Origin of the sequence: Bradyrhizobium cenepequi (genome assembly GCF_020329485.1) — a bacterium.
GTDB lineage: Bacteria > Pseudomonadota > Alphaproteobacteria > Rhizobiales > Xanthobacteraceae > Bradyrhizobium > Bradyrhizobium cenepequi.
Map to the genome: position 1 here is coordinate 1 of NZ_JAGKJI010000014.1, position 14520 is coordinate 14520.

Annotated in this window: 17 protein-coding genes; 7 read left to right on the forward strand and 10 right to left on the reverse strand. The window is 63.0% G+C overall.

The window, feature by feature from the left end; all coding sequences use genetic code 11:
• A partial coding sequence (locus tag J6497_RS16810; protein ID WP_225705387.1) for a transposase occupies positions 1-231 on the forward strand: 231 nt, incomplete at its 5' end.
• Between the two features lie 280 nt (positions 232-511).
• On the opposite strand, the gene J6497_RS16815 is transcribed toward J6497_RS16810, so the two are convergent.
• The 4 genes from J6497_RS16815 to J6497_RS16830 all read right to left on the reverse strand — a co-directional run bounded on the left by J6497_RS16815 (position 512) and on the right by J6497_RS16830 (position 4233).
• Positions 512-1231 (reverse strand): DNA-3-methyladenine glycosylase I, encoded by a 720-nt coding sequence (locus J6497_RS16815; protein ID WP_225705388.1) that lies wholly within the window; start codon positions 1229-1231, stop codon positions 512-514.
• Between the two features lie 85 nt (positions 1232-1316).
• The gene (locus tag J6497_RS16820) at positions 1317-2408 is read right to left on the reverse strand and encodes an NAD(P)H-dependent flavin oxidoreductase (protein WP_225705389.1); all 1092 of its coding nucleotides are present in this window, start codon (positions 2406-2408) and stop codon (positions 1317-1319) included.
• A gap of 10 nt (positions 2409-2418) precedes the next feature.
• Positions 2419-3132: an SDR family NAD(P)-dependent oxidoreductase gene (locus J6497_RS16825; protein WP_225705390.1), complete on the reverse strand. Its 714-nt coding sequence runs from the start codon at positions 3130-3132 to the stop codon at positions 2419-2421.
• Between the two features lie 147 nt (positions 3133-3279).
• Positions 3280-4233: a helix-turn-helix domain-containing protein gene (locus J6497_RS16830; RefSeq protein ID WP_225705391.1), complete on the reverse strand. Its 954-nt coding sequence runs from the start codon at positions 4231-4233 to the stop codon at positions 3280-3282.
• Between the two features lie 209 nt (positions 4234-4442).
• Between J6497_RS16830 and radC the strand changes: the two genes are divergently transcribed.
• The 3 genes from radC to J6497_RS16845 are packed head-to-tail and all read left to right on the forward strand — an operon-like array spanning position 4443 to position 5628.
• Positions 4443-5156, forward strand: a complete 714-nt coding sequence (gene radC / locus J6497_RS16835) for a RadC family protein (RefSeq protein WP_225705392.1) — start codon at positions 4443-4445, stop codon at positions 5154-5156.
• A 24-nt stretch (positions 5157-5180) separates the two neighbouring features.
• Entirely contained in the window at positions 5181-5360 is a 180-nt protein-coding gene (locus J6497_RS16840; protein ID WP_225705393.1) for a hypothetical protein, read from the forward strand.
• Positions 5332-5628 (forward strand): GNAT family N-acetyltransferase, encoded by a 297-nt coding sequence (locus J6497_RS16845; protein ID WP_225705522.1) that lies wholly within the window; start codon positions 5332-5334, stop codon positions 5626-5628. Before J6497_RS16840 ends, J6497_RS16845 begins: the two co-directional genes overlap by 29 nt.
• Before the next feature lie 32 nt (positions 5629-5660).
• Here the strand turns inward: J6497_RS16845 and J6497_RS16850 are convergent, their stop codons facing one another.
• Entirely contained in the window at positions 5661-6035 is a 375-nt protein-coding gene (locus tag J6497_RS16850; RefSeq protein ID WP_225705394.1) for a hypothetical protein, read from the reverse strand.
• A gap of 317 nt (positions 6036-6352) precedes the next feature.
• Between J6497_RS16850 and J6497_RS16855 the strand changes: the two genes are divergently transcribed.
• Complete coding sequence (locus tag J6497_RS16855) at positions 6353-8020, forward strand: methyl-accepting chemotaxis protein (RefSeq protein WP_225705395.1); 1668 nt, start codon at positions 6353-6355, stop codon at positions 8018-8020.
• Between the two features lie 291 nt (positions 8021-8311).
• Here the strand turns inward: J6497_RS16855 and J6497_RS16860 are convergent, their stop codons facing one another.
• The 5 genes from J6497_RS16860 to J6497_RS16880 form a co-directional block, all read right to left on the reverse strand.
• Positions 8312-9013: an AprI/Inh family metalloprotease inhibitor gene (locus J6497_RS16860; protein ID WP_225705396.1), complete on the reverse strand. Its 702-nt coding sequence runs from the start codon at positions 9011-9013 to the stop codon at positions 8312-8314.
• A gap of 127 nt (positions 9014-9140) precedes the next feature.
• Positions 9141-10130 carry a 2-hydroxyacid dehydrogenase gene (locus tag J6497_RS16865; RefSeq protein WP_225705523.1) on the reverse strand — a complete coding sequence of 330 codons (990 nt, stop codon included), beginning with the start codon at positions 10128-10130 and terminating at the stop codon, positions 9141-9143.
• On the reverse strand, positions 10127-10915 hold the full coding sequence (locus tag J6497_RS16870) for an ABC transporter permease (protein WP_225705397.1): 789 nt from the start codon (positions 10913-10915) through the stop codon (positions 10127-10129). Before J6497_RS16870 ends, J6497_RS16865 begins: the two co-directional genes overlap by 4 nt.
• The gene (locus J6497_RS16875) at positions 10912-11721 is read right to left on the reverse strand and encodes an ABC transporter ATP-binding protein (RefSeq protein WP_249793606.1); all 810 of its coding nucleotides are present in this window, start codon (positions 11719-11721) and stop codon (positions 10912-10914) included. The genes J6497_RS16870 and J6497_RS16875 overlap by 4 nt, the downstream gene beginning before the upstream one ends.
• A gap of 20 nt (positions 11722-11741) precedes the next feature.
• On the reverse strand, positions 11742-12761 hold the full coding sequence (locus J6497_RS16880; RefSeq protein ID WP_225705399.1) for an ABC transporter substrate-binding protein: 1020 nt from the start codon (positions 12759-12761) through the stop codon (positions 11742-11744).
• 249 nt (positions 12762-13010) lie between these two features.
• Between J6497_RS16880 and J6497_RS16885 the strand changes: the two genes are divergently transcribed.
• Positions 13011-13823 (forward strand): creatininase family protein, encoded by an 813-nt coding sequence (locus J6497_RS16885; protein WP_225705400.1) that lies wholly within the window; start codon positions 13011-13013, stop codon positions 13821-13823.
• Positions 13824-13963: 140 nt separating this feature from the next.
• Positions 13964-14239: a hypothetical protein gene (locus J6497_RS16890; protein ID WP_225705401.1), complete on the forward strand. Its 276-nt coding sequence runs from the start codon at positions 13964-13966 to the stop codon at positions 14237-14239.
• Positions 14240-14520: the final 281 nt, after the last annotated feature.

Consider the following 14520-nt stretch of genomic DNA (forward strand, 5'->3'; position numbering starts at 1 on the left):
CGGCCCAACAAGCATCATCCCCTGACCGAGCGGCAGAAGCGCTTCAACGACGCGGTGGGCCGGCGCCGCGCGCCGGTCGAGCAGGTCTTCGCGCGTCTCAAGGGCGTCTACCGCTGGGCGCGCGCCCGCTATCTGGGCCTGAGACGCAACCAGACGCATCTGCGTCTTATCTGCCTCGCCATGAACCTCAAACGATGGGCGGTGCTGCAGCCCGTGGGAGCTGCGGCGTGACCGCCACCGCCCGCTGCCATCGGACGGCCCTGAAAACGCGGCCGTCAACCCTCGCGTACCGCCTGAGGCAGCGCAAAAAAATGCCTGACATCGGCTGCCACTCCCGCTCAGCCAATTAAGCAAAGCTCTCGCTTGCGGGGGAGGGCTGGGGTGGGGGTGCCTCCGCATTGGGGCTCCCCGAGTGGAGAGAACCCTCACCCGGCGCTTCGCGCCGACCTCCCCCGCAAGCGGGGGAGGTGAAGCCAACTCGCAGCCGATTCGACCCGGTCGGATCACGCTCTCAATCATCGCCGCCCATGCGGCGCGTGAGTTCGGCTGCCTCGTAATTCTCCCCGATTGACATTGCGCAGATGCGCGAGAGATGGACGTAAGGCAGCCCGGTCTCCTTGGCCCAGGCGTTGAACTGTGCCTGCACCTTGGCGAGGTCGCCCTTCGACTTCGCCTCCTCCGCGATATCGAGCCCGGCGTCACGCAGGCAGGCGACGACATCCCTTGAGGTGACAAAACCATCCCAGCCCAGGAAACGCAGCAGCATCTGGCCGGTATTGCCGCCGAGCCGGCTACCGCGCTTGACCAGCAGGTTCAAGAGCCCGACCTCATCGGAGGACGGCCAGTCGGCCAAAAACTTGCCGAAGCTGCCATGCTCGCGCGCGATCTGCTGCACGAAGCGGGCGTTGTCGCGTACTGACATGATCTTGGCGCCGTTGCGTACGATGCGCGTATCGCTCGTGAGCCGCTCCCAGAACTCGTCGGGCTCGAATGCAAGCTTCTCGGGCTGAAAGCCGAGGAAGGCCTGTTCGAAGCCCGACCATTTCGCCTCGATCACGCTCCAGGCAAAGCCGGCGCAGAACACCCGCTTGGTCATCTCGGCGAGAACGCGATCGTCCTTCAGACTGGCCAGGGATTTCGCGTTCGGCACCGGCGGCAGCAGCTTCTCCAGCGCTTTCGCACCGCCCTTGCGCTTCTCGGCCCCCGCCCGGATAACCCTAAACGACGTCACGCGGCGAGACCTCTTTGCATTGGCAGGGACGGCCGATCATAGCGTGCCGCAAGCCGCGCTGCCAATGCGAAGCATCGGGCGGATCTCAGCCGTCTTTGATGCGGTTCAAGCGCTCGGCCGCCTCCTTCACCAACATCTGCATCAGCGCCTTGGCCGGGAATTCACGGATCAATGCAGCACCCTGCCCTGCCCAGAGCGGGGTGAAATCACGGCTTCCCTTCGGCTCCGCTGCGGCCCGCAGCGGCGCCAACACACCCATAGGCAACGGAAAATCCGGTACGGCATCGAACAACGGACCGACGTCGGCGATGAAGCGATTGACCAGAGCGCGCGCAGGTCGGCCGGTCAGCACGTTCGTCACCATCGTGCCAAGCTGGCGCGCCTGCCGCAGCGCATCGCGGTGCAGCGGCGGCGTCGCCGCCTCCGGACAAAGCAGGAAGGCGGTCCCGAGTTGCACTCCGGACGCGCCAAGGGCAAGGGCGGCGGCAATGCCGCGTCCATCGGCGATGCCGCCGGCGGCGATCACCGGCACGCTGACGGCGTCAACGATCTGCGACACCAGGGCCAAGGTGCCAAGTTGCGAGGCGAGCGCACGGCTATGATCGCGATCGAGGAACATGCCGCGGTGCCCGCCGGCCTCATAGCCCTGCGCGATGACCGCATCGGCGCCATGGTCTTGCAGCCAGCGCGCTTCATCGACCGTCGTCGCCGACGAGATCACCCTGCAGCCGGCCGCCTTGATCCGGGCCAGCAATACCGGCGCCGGCAAGCCGAAATGGAAGCTCACCACCTTCGGCTTGGCATCCTCGACGAACTCGCACATGCCAGTGTTGAACGGCGCAAGATCGGTGCGCCGCGGCGGCGTCGCATCGTCAATGCCAAGCTCGCGATAGTAGGGTGATAGCCGATCGTGCCATGCGCGCTCGCGGCCGGCATCCGCCTTAGCCGGCTCATGGCAGAAGAAATTGAGGCTGACCGGGTTGCTGGTCAGTCGCCGCAGCTTCGCCATAGCGTCCCCGGCCGCCTGCGGATCCATGGTCCCGCAGCCGATCGAGCCGAGACCGCCGGAATTGGAAACAGTGGCCGCGACTTCAACCGTCGCAAAACCCGCCATCGGCGCCAGCACGATCGGGTGTTCGATCCCAAACAGTTCAAGCAGACGCCGGTCGGTCCACATCGCGCATCTCCTAGCCACGACCGGCGGACCAGCCGCCATCGACATGCAGGATCTCGCCGGTGACGAAGGCTGCCTTCTCCAGATACATCACGGCGTCGACGACGTCCTGCGTCTTGCCCATTCGGCCGATCGGCTGCAGCCCGGCGAGAAAGCCGTGCGCCTCCGGCGAATGCATGGGCGTGCTGATCACGCCGGGCGACACCGCATTCACCCGGATATTCCGGGGGGCATATTCGATCGCGAGCGAGCGCGTGATCGCGTTGAGCCCGCCTTTGGTCAGCGCCGCAAGGCCCGCCGCCAGCGATGCCATCGGCTGCTCGGCGATCGTTGCGGTGACGTTGACAATGTGGCCTGACCCCGCCTGCAGCATTCGGGCCGCGGCCTTCTGGGTCAAATGAAAGAAGCCGGCGAGATTGACTGCGACCATCTTTGCGAAATCGGCCGCGGAATATTCGGTGAAGGGCTTGGCAATGAACACGCCGGCGTTGTTGACGAGCGTATCTATTCGTCCGAAGCGATCGATCGCCAGGCTGAAGATGCGTTCGGCCGTCTCGGGCTGCGCGATGTCGCCCTCGATCATGAGGACGGACGGATCATCGCTCTTGCCGATCGAACGGGCGGTGGCCACGACCCGGTAGCCGTTTTCGCGATAGGCTTTCAGCAATTCAGCGCCGATGCCGCGTGACGCGCCGGTGATGATGACGACCTTTCGCTCCGATGTCATATTCGCTCCTCGCAATTGCTTGGGGGTGTATCGGAGCGGATAGATGCATCATTCGACGGGACGCGGCTTTGCCTCGCTTGCTCAGCTGTTGTCATTTCTTGCCGCCGTCAGGGACAGCAGGCGCGGATCGGTTACATCCGTAACAAATCAGGTCACGACGCTGCGGCGATACTGAGCCGGCGTCTGGCCCGTCGCCTGCCGGAACGCGCGGGTGAAATTTGCCTGGCACGAAAAGTTGAGCCTGAGCGCGATATCGGCCAGCGGCTGCTCCCTTTCTCCGAGCAGTTCCTTGGCGCGCTCGAGGCGCCTGGCGCTGACATAGCGATGCGGCGATCGGCCGACGGCGGCCTTGAAGGCACGGGCGAAATGAAACTGGCTCAGGCACGCGATCGACGCCAGGCGACCGACCGTCAGTTCGCCTTCCAGATTGGCTTCGATGTAATCGATCACGCGCGCGAGCCTGCGCCGATCGAGCCCCTCGCCAGTGGTAGGTGCGAGGAAGTCTTGCGATGGCTTGCCGAGGTGGTTTTGAACCAATCGTGCGGCTAGGCTCGAGGCCAGCGTCTCCGCCAGCAGCCTGCCGGCAGACGTCTCGCGGTCCAGCTCGGAGGTGAGTGCATATGCGATCTCGGCCACGAGCGGATCACGAAAACTGCTCTCATGGCGCAGCGATGTCATGACGGATGGAGTGAGCCCTTCGCCAACGCTCTCCAGCGAAAACCGGCTCGGAGGGAGAAGAATATGCAGGACAGCTGGAACGGGATCGGACAAATCGATCAGCCCATCCTCGGCTGCCGCCGGCGAAAGCCAAATCGTTCCGCGTTCGGAAACGGTACGATCGGTGATGCCAAACCTCTGTCGCGTGACCACGGACCCATTGCCGCGGACGTCGACGCAAATTTCGGTATCAGGCTGCGGGCTCTTCCAGGCGATCGTGCCACCGCTGTGACTGCGAAGCTCCGCCGCTATGTCCGACCAGCCTCGATCGGCAGAAGACGCCAGAAGCCCGGAGACGCCGTAGCTCTCGAGCCCGTGTGTCCCCGGCGAAGCCGGCTGCTCCGATTGACATGCGAGCCTCTGCTTTTCATAGCTGGAATTCATTCGACATAACCCGGTATCTGGCAATCGACGACAATTCCCCCAGCCAGTCCAATGTGGCCGCCTCGCAGCCAAATCGCAACGATTCTTGCCCGCAGATCACGCGGACGCGATCAAAGGTCTGCCGATCTTCTGGCGCATGTCGAAGGCTTCGATGCGCCCGCGGCACTTCATGGTTGCAAAAACCGCGCAGCACGGCATGTTTGGCGCCGATGCCCGCCAAGACTGACAATAGCAAAGACCAGCCCGCCGAGACGCCGCACTACCACGGCCATCGGGAGCGCCTGCGCGAGCGCTTCCATACCGCCGGCGCCGACGCGCTGAGCGACTACGAGCTGTTGGAGATGGCGCTGTTTGCCTCGATCCCACGGCGCGACACCAAGCCGCTCGCCAAGGAATTGCTCAGGCGATTCGGCTCGTTTGCCGAGGTGATCCATGCCCCCGTCGCCCGCCTGCGCGAGGTCGACGGTATCGGCGAAGCCTCCATCAACCAGCTCAAGCTGATCGCGGCCGCCGCGAGCCGCGTCGCGAAAGGCGAGGTGAAGCGGCGCAGCGCGCTGTCGTCATGGAACGACGTGCTGGACTATTGCCGTTCGAGCATGGCATTCGCCGACAAGGAGCAGTTTCGCCTCTTGTTCCTCGACAAGCGCAACCAGATCATTGCCGATGAGGTGCAGCAGACCGGCACCGTCGACCACACGCCGGTCTATCCGCGCGAGGTGATCAAGCGCGCGCTCGAACTATCCGCCACCGCGCTGATCCTGGTGCACAACCACCCGTCCGGCGACCCGACGCCCTCGCAGGCCGACATCCAGATGACCAAGGCGATCATCGACATCGCCAAGCCGCTCGGCATCTCCGTGCACGACCACATCATCGTCGGCAAGAATGGCCACGCGAGCTTGAAGGGGATGCGGCTGATCTAGCGCGCGATTCGAAAGGAGCGCGACATGGAATGGACGTCCGATCAGGACCAGATCGACTGGGACGCGCTGTCGGAGCTCTATCGGATCGCTCCGCTCGGCGACAAGAAGCCGGAGGACCTGAAGCGCGCCTTCGCGAACAGCATGTACAAAATGCTTCGCGTTCGAGGAGGGCGTCCTGGCCGGCGCGGGACGTGCTGTCGCTGATGGTGTCGATTGCTCCTATATTTGCGACATCGCGGTTCACCCGCGTTTTCAGGGGCGAGGGCTCGGCAAGGAGATCGCGATGCGACTGCTGAACCTGTCGCGCGGCCACCGGAAGATCATCCTGTACGCCAATCCCGGCACCGAAAAGTTGTATGAGAAACTTGGCTTCCGCCACATGCTCACGGCGATGGCCATCTTCAGCAACGAGGACGCCGCGATCAGGAAAGGCTTGATTGCACCCTCGGCTCCCGACGACGATGACCTGTAGTGCGGGCGGCGCGTAACGGCGCACGGCCCGCCTCACGGCGCGACCCAGCGCCTTACCGCATCCATCGTATCGGCGGGCGCGGTGTTGAAGCAGATGGAGGCTTCCGGTGCCAGCCGATGGACAAGGTTGAGGATCTTCTCGAACAGCAGGAGTTGCGCGGCAGGTTCGCGCAAGCCCGCGCCGATGACGACGCAATCGAACCGCTTCGACTGCAGCGCTGACTCCACCACCTGCTCGGCGGTATCACCGAGATCGACCAGACAGGCTTCGGCCTCATAGCCGTGGGTGCGCAACTGATCGATCTGCGCATCGATATGATTCCTGATGAGCTCCGGCGTGAGGTGCGAAAAGGCGCCAAAATCCGCGAATGCGGGATCGATGCCGATTGCAAGCACGGTGGTCGCCATGGCGCGCTCCTGGGCCGAAGCCGGATCGAGACATGAACAGCCAACGCCGCAGACATGGACGACGTTCCTCGCTCGGTACACGGGCCGGTGACAGCGGGCGGAACGCCGCGAAAGCAAGCACCGATCGGCCCGTAGTTTTACGCGCTCAGCCGCAACGCAATATCGATCTCAGCGATTTTGTCGGCGGTAATCCGATGTTTAAGGGACCGTTCACACGATGCTGAGAGGCTTCCTGCATCGCATTGGAATTGGTTCGCCGCTCGCAAGTACCAGCGCGACAATTGCGTCGCCTGGCCTCCAACCCAGGAACCCCAAAGATGTTCGGAAGCCGGAAATCGCGTGCCGGTGAAATTGCCAAGACTGCCGCCGACGTCATCACCGCCAACCTGATGGTCGCGGATGCGTCACTCACCATCACCTACATGAATCATGCGGTGACCAGGTTGCTCACCGAGGCGGAAGCCGACATCCGCAAGGAGCTTCCGGGCTTCTCGGTCGCCAAGCTGATCGGCAGCAGCGTCGATGTTTTTTACAAGGATTCCGCACAGCGCCAGGTGCTGGGGCAGTTGAAGTCGCTCCATCGGGAGACCATCAGGTTCGGTGGCCGCGCTTTCGATCTCGCGGTCACGCCGCTCGCCACTGATGACGGGCAGCGCGCGGGCTTCGCCGTGGAATGGTTCGACGCTTCGGTCCGGCTGCAGAACCTGGATTTCCGGGCGCAGACCATGGCCATCGGCCGCGTCCAGGCGGTGATCGAATTCAATCTCGACGGCACCGTCATCACCGCCAACGAGAATTTCCTGCGCGCGCTCGGTTATTCGCTGACCGAGATCCAGGGCAAGCACCACAGCATGTTTGTCGAGGCATCGTTCCGCGACAGCCCGAAGTATCGTGAGTTCTGGCAGAAGCTGAACCGCGGCGAGTTCGAGGTCGGCGAGTTCAAGCGCATCGGCAAGGGCGGCAAGGAGGTCTGGATTCTGGCGTCCTACAATCCGGTGTTCGACGAGAACGGCAAGCCGTTCAAGGTAGTCAAATTCGCAACGGACGTCACCGAGCAGAAGCTGCGCAATGCTGATTTTGCCGGCCAGATCGCGGCCATCGACAAGTCGCAGGCCGTGATCGAGTTCGCGATGGACGGCACGGTAAGGACGGCGAACGCGAATTTCCTGAAAGCGCTGGGCTATACGCTGCACGACATCCAGGGCCGCCCTCACAGCATGTTCGTCGATCCGGCCGAGCGTGACGCGCCTGCCTATCGGGAGTTCTGGGCCGCGCTGAACCGCGGCGAATACCAGGCCGGAGAATTTCGCCGCATCGGCGCCGGCGGACGCGACGTCTGGATCCAGGCCTCCTACAATCCGATCATGGATCTCAATGGCAAGCCGTTCAAAGTCGTCAAATACGCCTCCGATGTCACCGCCCAGGTTATCGCGCGGCTGAAGAGCGAGCGCGTCCGTGGCATGATGGAGCAGGTCGCGGCCGGCGCCGAGGAATTGAACGCCTCGGTGCGCGAGATCTCGGAGGCGATGGTCAAGTCGAAGGAAACGGCTGCCGCCGCCACCGACCATGTGCAATCCGCCGACCACCAGGCGCAGCGGCTGACCGCCGCCGCCGCCTCGATGAGCGGCATCCTGCAGATGATCGGCGACATCACCGGTCAGATCAACCTGCTCGCGCTGAACGCGACCATCGAATCCGCGCGCGCCGGCGAGGCCGGTCGTGGCTTTGCGGTGGTCGCGGCCGAAGTCAAGAACCTTGCCAATCAGGCCAAGCAGGCGACCGACAAGATCGGCATCGAAATCGACTCGCTCAATGGCATTTCCGCTGACGTGGTCACTGCCCTGGGCACGGTCCGCCGGTCGATCGAGGCGGTGGGCGAATACGTGACGTCGACGGCGGCCGCGGTCGAAGAGCAGAGCGTCGTGACCAACGAGATGTCGTCGAGCATGCAGCGCGCCGCCAACGAGGCCGCCAGCATAGGCTGACAGCTGCACTCGCTCTCCCGCTTGCGGGCAGGGCTATCGCATATGAAATAGAACTTGGTGGACAGTCCCTTCGCGGCCCATCCTTCGAGATGCCCGCCTTTGGCGGGCTCCTCAGGATGAGGTCTGATTTCGCGGCGGAATATTAGACCCTCATGGTGAGGAGCGCCGCTTGCGGCGCGTCTCCGGACGATGCTCCGCATCGCCGGGAGAACCATGAGGCCCACCTCGTTCATAGCCACCAAACAGCTATATGCGATAGCCCTGCCCGCAAGCGGGAGAGGTGCAGCGCTGCTACTGGTCACGCAGCATGATCAGGGGGTCGGCGCTGTCGGGGACTTTGCGCCACTGCGCATTGTCGTCGGCCTCGAACTGCCAGGTCTCGCCCTTCTGCGACATCAAGAGCATCTGGCCGTGATCGAGCCGCCAAACCGTCGGCGCAAACGCCGCCACGGCGGGATCGCATTTCGGCTTCAGGAAGACCTGGAAATTGTCCTGGCCGGCTTCGGTGTTGGTCAGCGTCAGACCGCAGATCGCCTGTCCGTTGCCACGGACCATCGACCAGTCGCCGATCATCTGGTCCATGGACTTGGCGAGCGAGCGTGCCGCGGCGAGGTTTTGCAGGATATAGACGCCCTCGCCGGTCCGATGTCCCTCGAAAATGCCGCTCTCGACCTCAGTAAAATCGATCACCGGTTCGCCGGTCGCGTTCTGCAGCCGCACGATGTCGAGGCCCCTGGTGTTCCAGGCAGTGATGTCCTTGGCGAAGGGCAGCGCCGCCGCGCAGGAAGGTTCGAGCTCGAGCTTGAGGCCCTGCGCCGTCGCATCGCCCTTCAAGGTGACGACGCAGGTTTTGCTGCGGTCCGTGGTGGCAAGCTCCCACTGCCCGATCATTTCTTTTTTCAGCGACGCGGCATCCTGGGACGACGCAGGTCCAGCGCCGCCGACAGTTGCAAGCAGCGTTGCGGCCACGACGCTGAAACGGCGGATTGACATCAACGGTCCCTGATCAACGTCCTCTAGCTCATGATCCGACTAGACGTAATCGGATCATGATCTCATCTCTTTGTTTGAGCATGATCTTTTCGGAAAACCGGTTTCCACTTTTCCGGATCATGCTTTATCAACGTCCCTTTACCGGCGTCTCCGCGACGGGCGTGAGCGGCGGCTTGCCGGCGAACCAGCTCTTGAGATTGTCGACCACGAGCTGATCCATGGCATTGCGCGTTACCACGGAAGCCGAACCGATATGTGGCAGCAGCACGACATTCTGCATCGACTTCAGCTCGTCCGGCACGTTCGGCTCGGTGGCGAATACGTCGAGGCCGGCGGCCAGAATGGTCCCCGATTTCAGCGCCGCGATCAGCGCCGGCTCGTCCACGACGGAGCCTCGCGCGACGTTGATCAGAACGCCGCGCGAGCCGAGCGCCTTCAACACGTCGGCATTGATCATCTTTGCGGTGGAGGCACCGCCCGGCACGATCACCACCAGCGTATCCACCGCCTTCGCCATCTCGATCAGATCGGGATAGTGCTGGTAGGACACGCTGGCCGCTGGCCTGCGCGAATGATAGACGACGGGAACGAGCGACGCCTCGAGCCTTCGCCCGATCGCCTGCCCGATCCGCCCCATGCCGACGATGCCAACCTTTCGGTCGCGCAGCGAGCCAACGCTCAAGGGATAGTTCTGCGTCATCCAGAGGCCGGAGCGCACGTAACGATCGGACTTGATGAATTCACGTAAAGTCGCGATCAGGAGGCCCATGGCGACGTCGGCGACCTCTTCGGTCAGGACGTCGGGCGTGTTGGTGACGACGATATTGTGCTCACGCGCATAAGCGGAATCGACATGGTCGTAGCCGACGCCGAAGCTCGAGGCGATCTCGAGCTTCGGGAATTGCGCCAGCACGGTCTTGTCGGTCGACACGGTGTGATAGGTCACGGCCATGCCGCGGATCTTGGCCTTGGTTTCCGGCGTCAGCCGCTCGAGATCGGCGCGGTTTTCGGCCATGTGCAGGATGAACTGATCGGGAAAGCCATTCTGCAGAATGGGACGGATCGGCCCGTAGACCAAAAGGTCGATCTTGTCAGAAGAGATACTTCCAGCCATCAGCTTTCCTTTCCAAGCGCGCTCTCGTGCCAGCGCCGCAATACCAGATGCGAAATTAGCGCCAGCACCCCATAAATGACAATCCCGGCGACCGAGAGCAGGAACAGCGCCGCGAACATACGTGGAATGTTGAGACGATAGCCGGACTCGGCGATGCGGAAGGCGAGGCCAGAGCCTGCGCCCGCGGTGCCGGCCGCGATCTCGGCCACGACCGCGCCGATCAGCGACAGTCCGCCAGCGATCCGCAATCCGCCGAGGATGAACGGCAGCGCCGCCGGCAACTTCAGATAAGACAGCGTCTGCAGCCGCGTCGCGCCGTAGAGCTGGAACAGCCCGGCGAGATTGCGGTCGACCGAATTGAGTCCGAGCGTGGTGTTGGACAGTACTGGAAAGAAGGCGACGATCCAGGCGCAGACGACCACGGCGGTCTGCTGCTGCAGATAGATCAGAAGCAGTGGCGCGATCGCGATCACGGGCGTGACCTGCAGGATCACCGCATAGGGGAACAGCGAATATTCCAGCCATTTCGACTGGTTGAACAACAGCGCCAGCGCGATGCCGCCGATCGCGGCCGCCACGAATCCTTCAAGCGTGGTCAGCAGGGTAACGCCCAGCGATTGCGACAACACCGACCAGTCGTCGATCAGGGTCTGAAACACCGCCACCGGCCCCGGCAGCACATAGGGCTGGATGTTGTTGACGCGAACGATTGCTTCCCACAGCAGGAGGGCGGCCGCGAAGACGACGACCGGCAACAATAGGCGGACCGCATGCAGCGAGGACTTCATGCGCCGGCCTGTCCCGCATAGGCCGGCGCCAGCGCATTGGAAACCTGGCGGCAGAAGCCGGCATATTCGGCGGAGGTGCGGAATTCCTCGCCGCGCGGCTCGGTCGCGCTGATGCGAAACTCCGCGCCGATGCGGCCCGGCCGCGCCGTCATCACGATCACGCGCTGCGAGAGATACACCGACTCGAACACCGAATGGGTCACGAAGATCACGGTCTTGTTAAGCTTGCGCCAGAGCGCGAGCAGATCATTGTTGAGGCGGAAGCGCGTGATCTCGTCCAGCGCCGCGAACGGCTCATCCATCAGGAGAATATCGGGATCGGTGACCAGCGCCCGCGCCAATGAGACCCGCATCTTCATGCCGCCGGACAATTCGCGCGGATAGGATTTGGCGAATTCGGCAAGCCCGACCTGCGCCAACGCCTCGTCGATGCGCGCATCCGCCTCGCTCGTCGGCGCATGGGCAAGCTTCAGCGGCAGGCGGACGTTCTCGCGCACGCTCGCCCACGGCATCAGGGTTGGCTCCTGGAACACGAAGCCGATCGGATGATGGCCGCGCACTTCCGCCGCCAGACGCGAGACGCTGACCGTGCCGGCGGTCGGCGCGGTGAGCCCCGCGATCAGCCGTAACGCCGTGGACTTGCCGCAGCCCGATGGTCCGACCAGCGACACGAACTCTCCGCGTTGGACGTCGAGGTCGACAGGCCCGAGCGCCGCCACGCCGCTGTCATAGACTTTCGTGACACCGCGCAGGCTCACCGCAAGCGCGGAGCCGGCGTCCAGTTCGCTCGAGGCTTGCTCGGCCATCACGCAACAAATCTTCGTACTTAGTTCTTCGGCCGCAGGTCGAGCCCGACGCCTTTGTTGACGAAGCGTAGCGTATAGGCCTGGCGGAAGTCGATATCGGAGCGAACGACGCCGGCCCGCACCATCTTGTCGAAGAAGCTCGCCATCCGCTCGTCGGTCATGGCGCCGATGCCGTTCTTCAAGGAGTCGCCGGAATCGGCGATGCCGTATTCCTTCATCTTGTCGATGGAATAGCTAAGCAGTTCGTCGGTCATTTCCGGATTGAGCTTCTTGATCATGGCGTTGGCGGCGGCATTATCGCCGTAGAGATAGTTGTACCAGCCGATGATGGACGCGTCGACGAAGCGCTGGACGAGATCGGGCTTCTTCTCGACCAGCTCGCGGCGGGTCTCGATCAGGGTCGAATAGCTGTTGAAGCCGTAATCGGCGAGCAGGAAGATGCCGGGCTTGAAGTTGGCAGCCTTCTCCACCGCGAACGGCTCCGAGGTGACATAGCCCTGCATGGCACTCTTCTTGTCCACGATGAAGGGCTGCGGGTTGAAGGTGTAGGGCTTGACCTTGTTCTCACTAAATCCATATTCGGACTTCAGCCACTGGAAATAGGTCGTTATCCCCTCCTTGGAGACGAGCAGCGTCAGCGGCTTCAGATCCTCGAGCTTGGTTGCCTTGACGTCAGGATGGGTCAACAGCACCTGCGGATCCTTCTGGAACATCGCGGCGACGGCGACCAGCGGCACGTTGTTGGTGACCGCATCGAAGGACTGCAGCGAGTTCGCGCTCATGAAGAAATCGATCTTGCCGGCGATCAACAGGATGCGATTGTTGTTGTTGGGTCCGCCGGGAACGATGGTGACGTCGAGGCCGTATTTCTTGTAGGTGCCGTCGGCCACCGCCTGAAAGAAGCCGCCATGCTCGGCCTCGGCGACCCAGTTGGTGCCGAACGAAACCTTGTCCAGGGTCTGGGCCTTTACGGGCGCAAAGGCCCCAGCCAAGGCGAAAACAGCTATAGTTAACGCTCGCAGCAAAAAGGCCCGGTTCATGGTTGGACTCCGTCGCTTGTTATGGCCCATGATGGGTGATGGACGCCGAATGCGTCCGCGGCAGGGCCGGCAAATTACCTCGCAAATCCGCGCAAAGGAACGCCCAGAGCATGATCCGGAAAAGTGGAAACCGGTTTTCCCTCGCGACAAACGCGTAGTGTTTGCGCGGAGATCATGCTCAAACAAAGAGATGAGATCATGATCCGATTACGTCTAATCGGATCATGATCTAGCGGAGAAACGTTTGGCATGACTTCGACTGTTCCACTCCGCGACTGGACTGAAATCCGCTGGCCGGAGATCGCTGCCGGCGAACCGGCGCGGTGGATCGCGGTGCTGCCGCTCGCGGCGACCGAGCAGCACGGGCCGCATCTGCCTGTCGGCACCGATATCATGATCGCCGAAGCCTATCTGGCGCTTGTGCGGGAGCTGTTGCCCGTCAGCCTCCCCGCCACCTTCCTGCCGATGCAACCGGTCGGCATTTCCACCGAGCATATCGATTTTCCGGGCACGCTGACGCTGCCGGCCGATGTCGCATTGAAGACGTGGATGGCGCTCGGCGAGAGCGTGGCGCGCGCGGGCGTCAAGAAGCTGGTGATGGTCACGAGCCATGGCGGCAACAGCGCCGCGATGAGTCTGGTCGCGCAGGATTTGCGCGCGCAACACGGGATGCTGGTGGTCACCACAAGCTGGTCGCGGCTGAGCGCGGCGGAGGAGCTGTTCGACGCGGAAGAAGTGCGCCACGGCATTCATGGCGGTGCAGTCGAGACATCGATCATGCTCGCGCGCTATCCGCACACCGTGCGCAAGGAAGCGATCGCGGATTTTCATCCCGCCAGCATCGCGATCGAAAAAGATCACCGCTGGCTGTCGACGCAACGGCCCGCGCCATTCGCCTGGCAGACGCAGGACCTGCACGCAAGCGGCGCGGTCGGCGATGCGACGAAGGCGTCCGCGGAGAAGGGCGAACGCCTGCTCGATCACGGCGCGCGCGCGTTCTGCGAGCTGCTTGCGGATGTCGATAACTTCGACGTGAACAGGCTCGCGGCCGGGCCGCGCTGATCCACTAAGCCGCTGTTCTGACACCCGAATAAGCGACAACCGCAGCGTCCCTCATCTGCTTCGAACCGGAATCGTGGAGGCTCCGTCCAACGATGCGTGCGAGCCATGCCGGCACCGCCTTCAACAGGATGGAGTTATCCATGTCGATCAAGACCAAGATTGCTGCTCTCGCTCTCGCCGCGCTCGCTGTCACCGGCACGATCGCAACCTCGACCACCCAGGCGCAAGCCAAGCCCTTCCACCATCACCACTGGGATTGGGGCGTTGGTGCCGGCCTTGTCGGCGCCGCGGTTGTCGGCAGCGCCATCGCCGCGAACAACGGCTACTACTACGGCGGCTATCGCCGCTGCGGCTGGGTTCGCCAGTACGATGCGTTCGGCAACTACATGGGCCGCGTGCGTACCTGCAATTTCTGATCGATCGACGGAGTGGTTTTGGTTGACGCGTTTTCTCAGGCGCGAACCGATAAACCTCCCCGCGACGCTATGCGGGACAAGCTTCGCTCGAAAACACGTCGACCGTGGATTGTGCGTCCGGCACGGGCGCCTCATCCACCCCGTGTCGTACCCGACCCGCCCGGTTGTCCCCCGGGCGGGTCATCCATTTCGGACCGCGACGACTGATCGCTCCTCCTGTTGCAAAACTGTCATTGAGCGATGCCATCCATCGCAATACTTAGGTCTCTAGTTGCTATTGC

What these genes read in the sequence shown, in the direction of transcription:
- J6497_RS16820 (WP_225705389.1), bottom strand. Translation starts at nt 2,408, where the DNA reads ATGTGGACCGACCGGCGTCTGCTTGAACTGTTTGGGATCGAACACCCG.
- J6497_RS16825 (WP_225705390.1), bottom strand. Translation starts at nt 3,132, where the DNA reads ATGACATCGGAGCGAAAGGTCGTCATCATCACCGGCGCGTCACGCGGC.
- J6497_RS16830 (WP_225705391.1), bottom strand. Translation starts at nt 4,233, where the DNA reads ATGAATTCCAGCTATGAAAAGCAGAGGCTCGCATGTCAATCGGAGCAG.
- radC (WP_225705392.1), top strand. Translation starts at nt 4,443, where the DNA reads ATGCCCGCCAAGACTGACAATAGCAAAGACCAGCCCGCCGAGACGCCG.
- J6497_RS16840 (WP_225705393.1), top strand. Translation starts at nt 5,181, where the DNA reads ATGGAATGGACGTCCGATCAGGACCAGATCGACTGGGACGCGCTGTCG.
- J6497_RS16850 (WP_225705394.1), bottom strand. Translation starts at nt 6,035, where the DNA reads ATGGCGACCACCGTGCTTGCAATCGGCATCGATCCCGCATTCGCGGAT.
- J6497_RS16855 (WP_225705395.1), top strand. Translation starts at nt 6,353, where the DNA reads ATGTTCGGAAGCCGGAAATCGCGTGCCGGTGAAATTGCCAAGACTGCC.
- J6497_RS16860 (WP_225705396.1), bottom strand. Translation starts at nt 9,013, where the DNA reads ATGTCAATCCGCCGTTTCAGCGTCGTGGCCGCAACGCTGCTTGCAACT.
- J6497_RS16870 (WP_225705397.1), bottom strand. Translation starts at nt 10,915, where the DNA reads ATGAAGTCCTCGCTGCATGCGGTCCGCCTATTGTTGCCGGTCGTCGTC.
- J6497_RS16875 (WP_249793606.1), bottom strand. Translation starts at nt 11,721, where the DNA reads ATGGCCGAGCAAGCCTCGAGCGAACTGGACGCCGGCTCCGCGCTTGCG.
- J6497_RS16880 (WP_225705399.1), bottom strand. Translation starts at nt 12,761, where the DNA reads ATGAACCGGGCCTTTTTGCTGCGAGCGTTAACTATAGCTGTTTTCGCC.
- J6497_RS16885 (WP_225705400.1), top strand. Translation starts at nt 13,011, where the DNA reads ATGACTTCGACTGTTCCACTCCGCGACTGGACTGAAATCCGCTGGCCG.
- J6497_RS16890 (WP_225705401.1), top strand. Translation starts at nt 13,964, where the DNA reads ATGTCGATCAAGACCAAGATTGCTGCTCTCGCTCTCGCCGCGCTCGCT.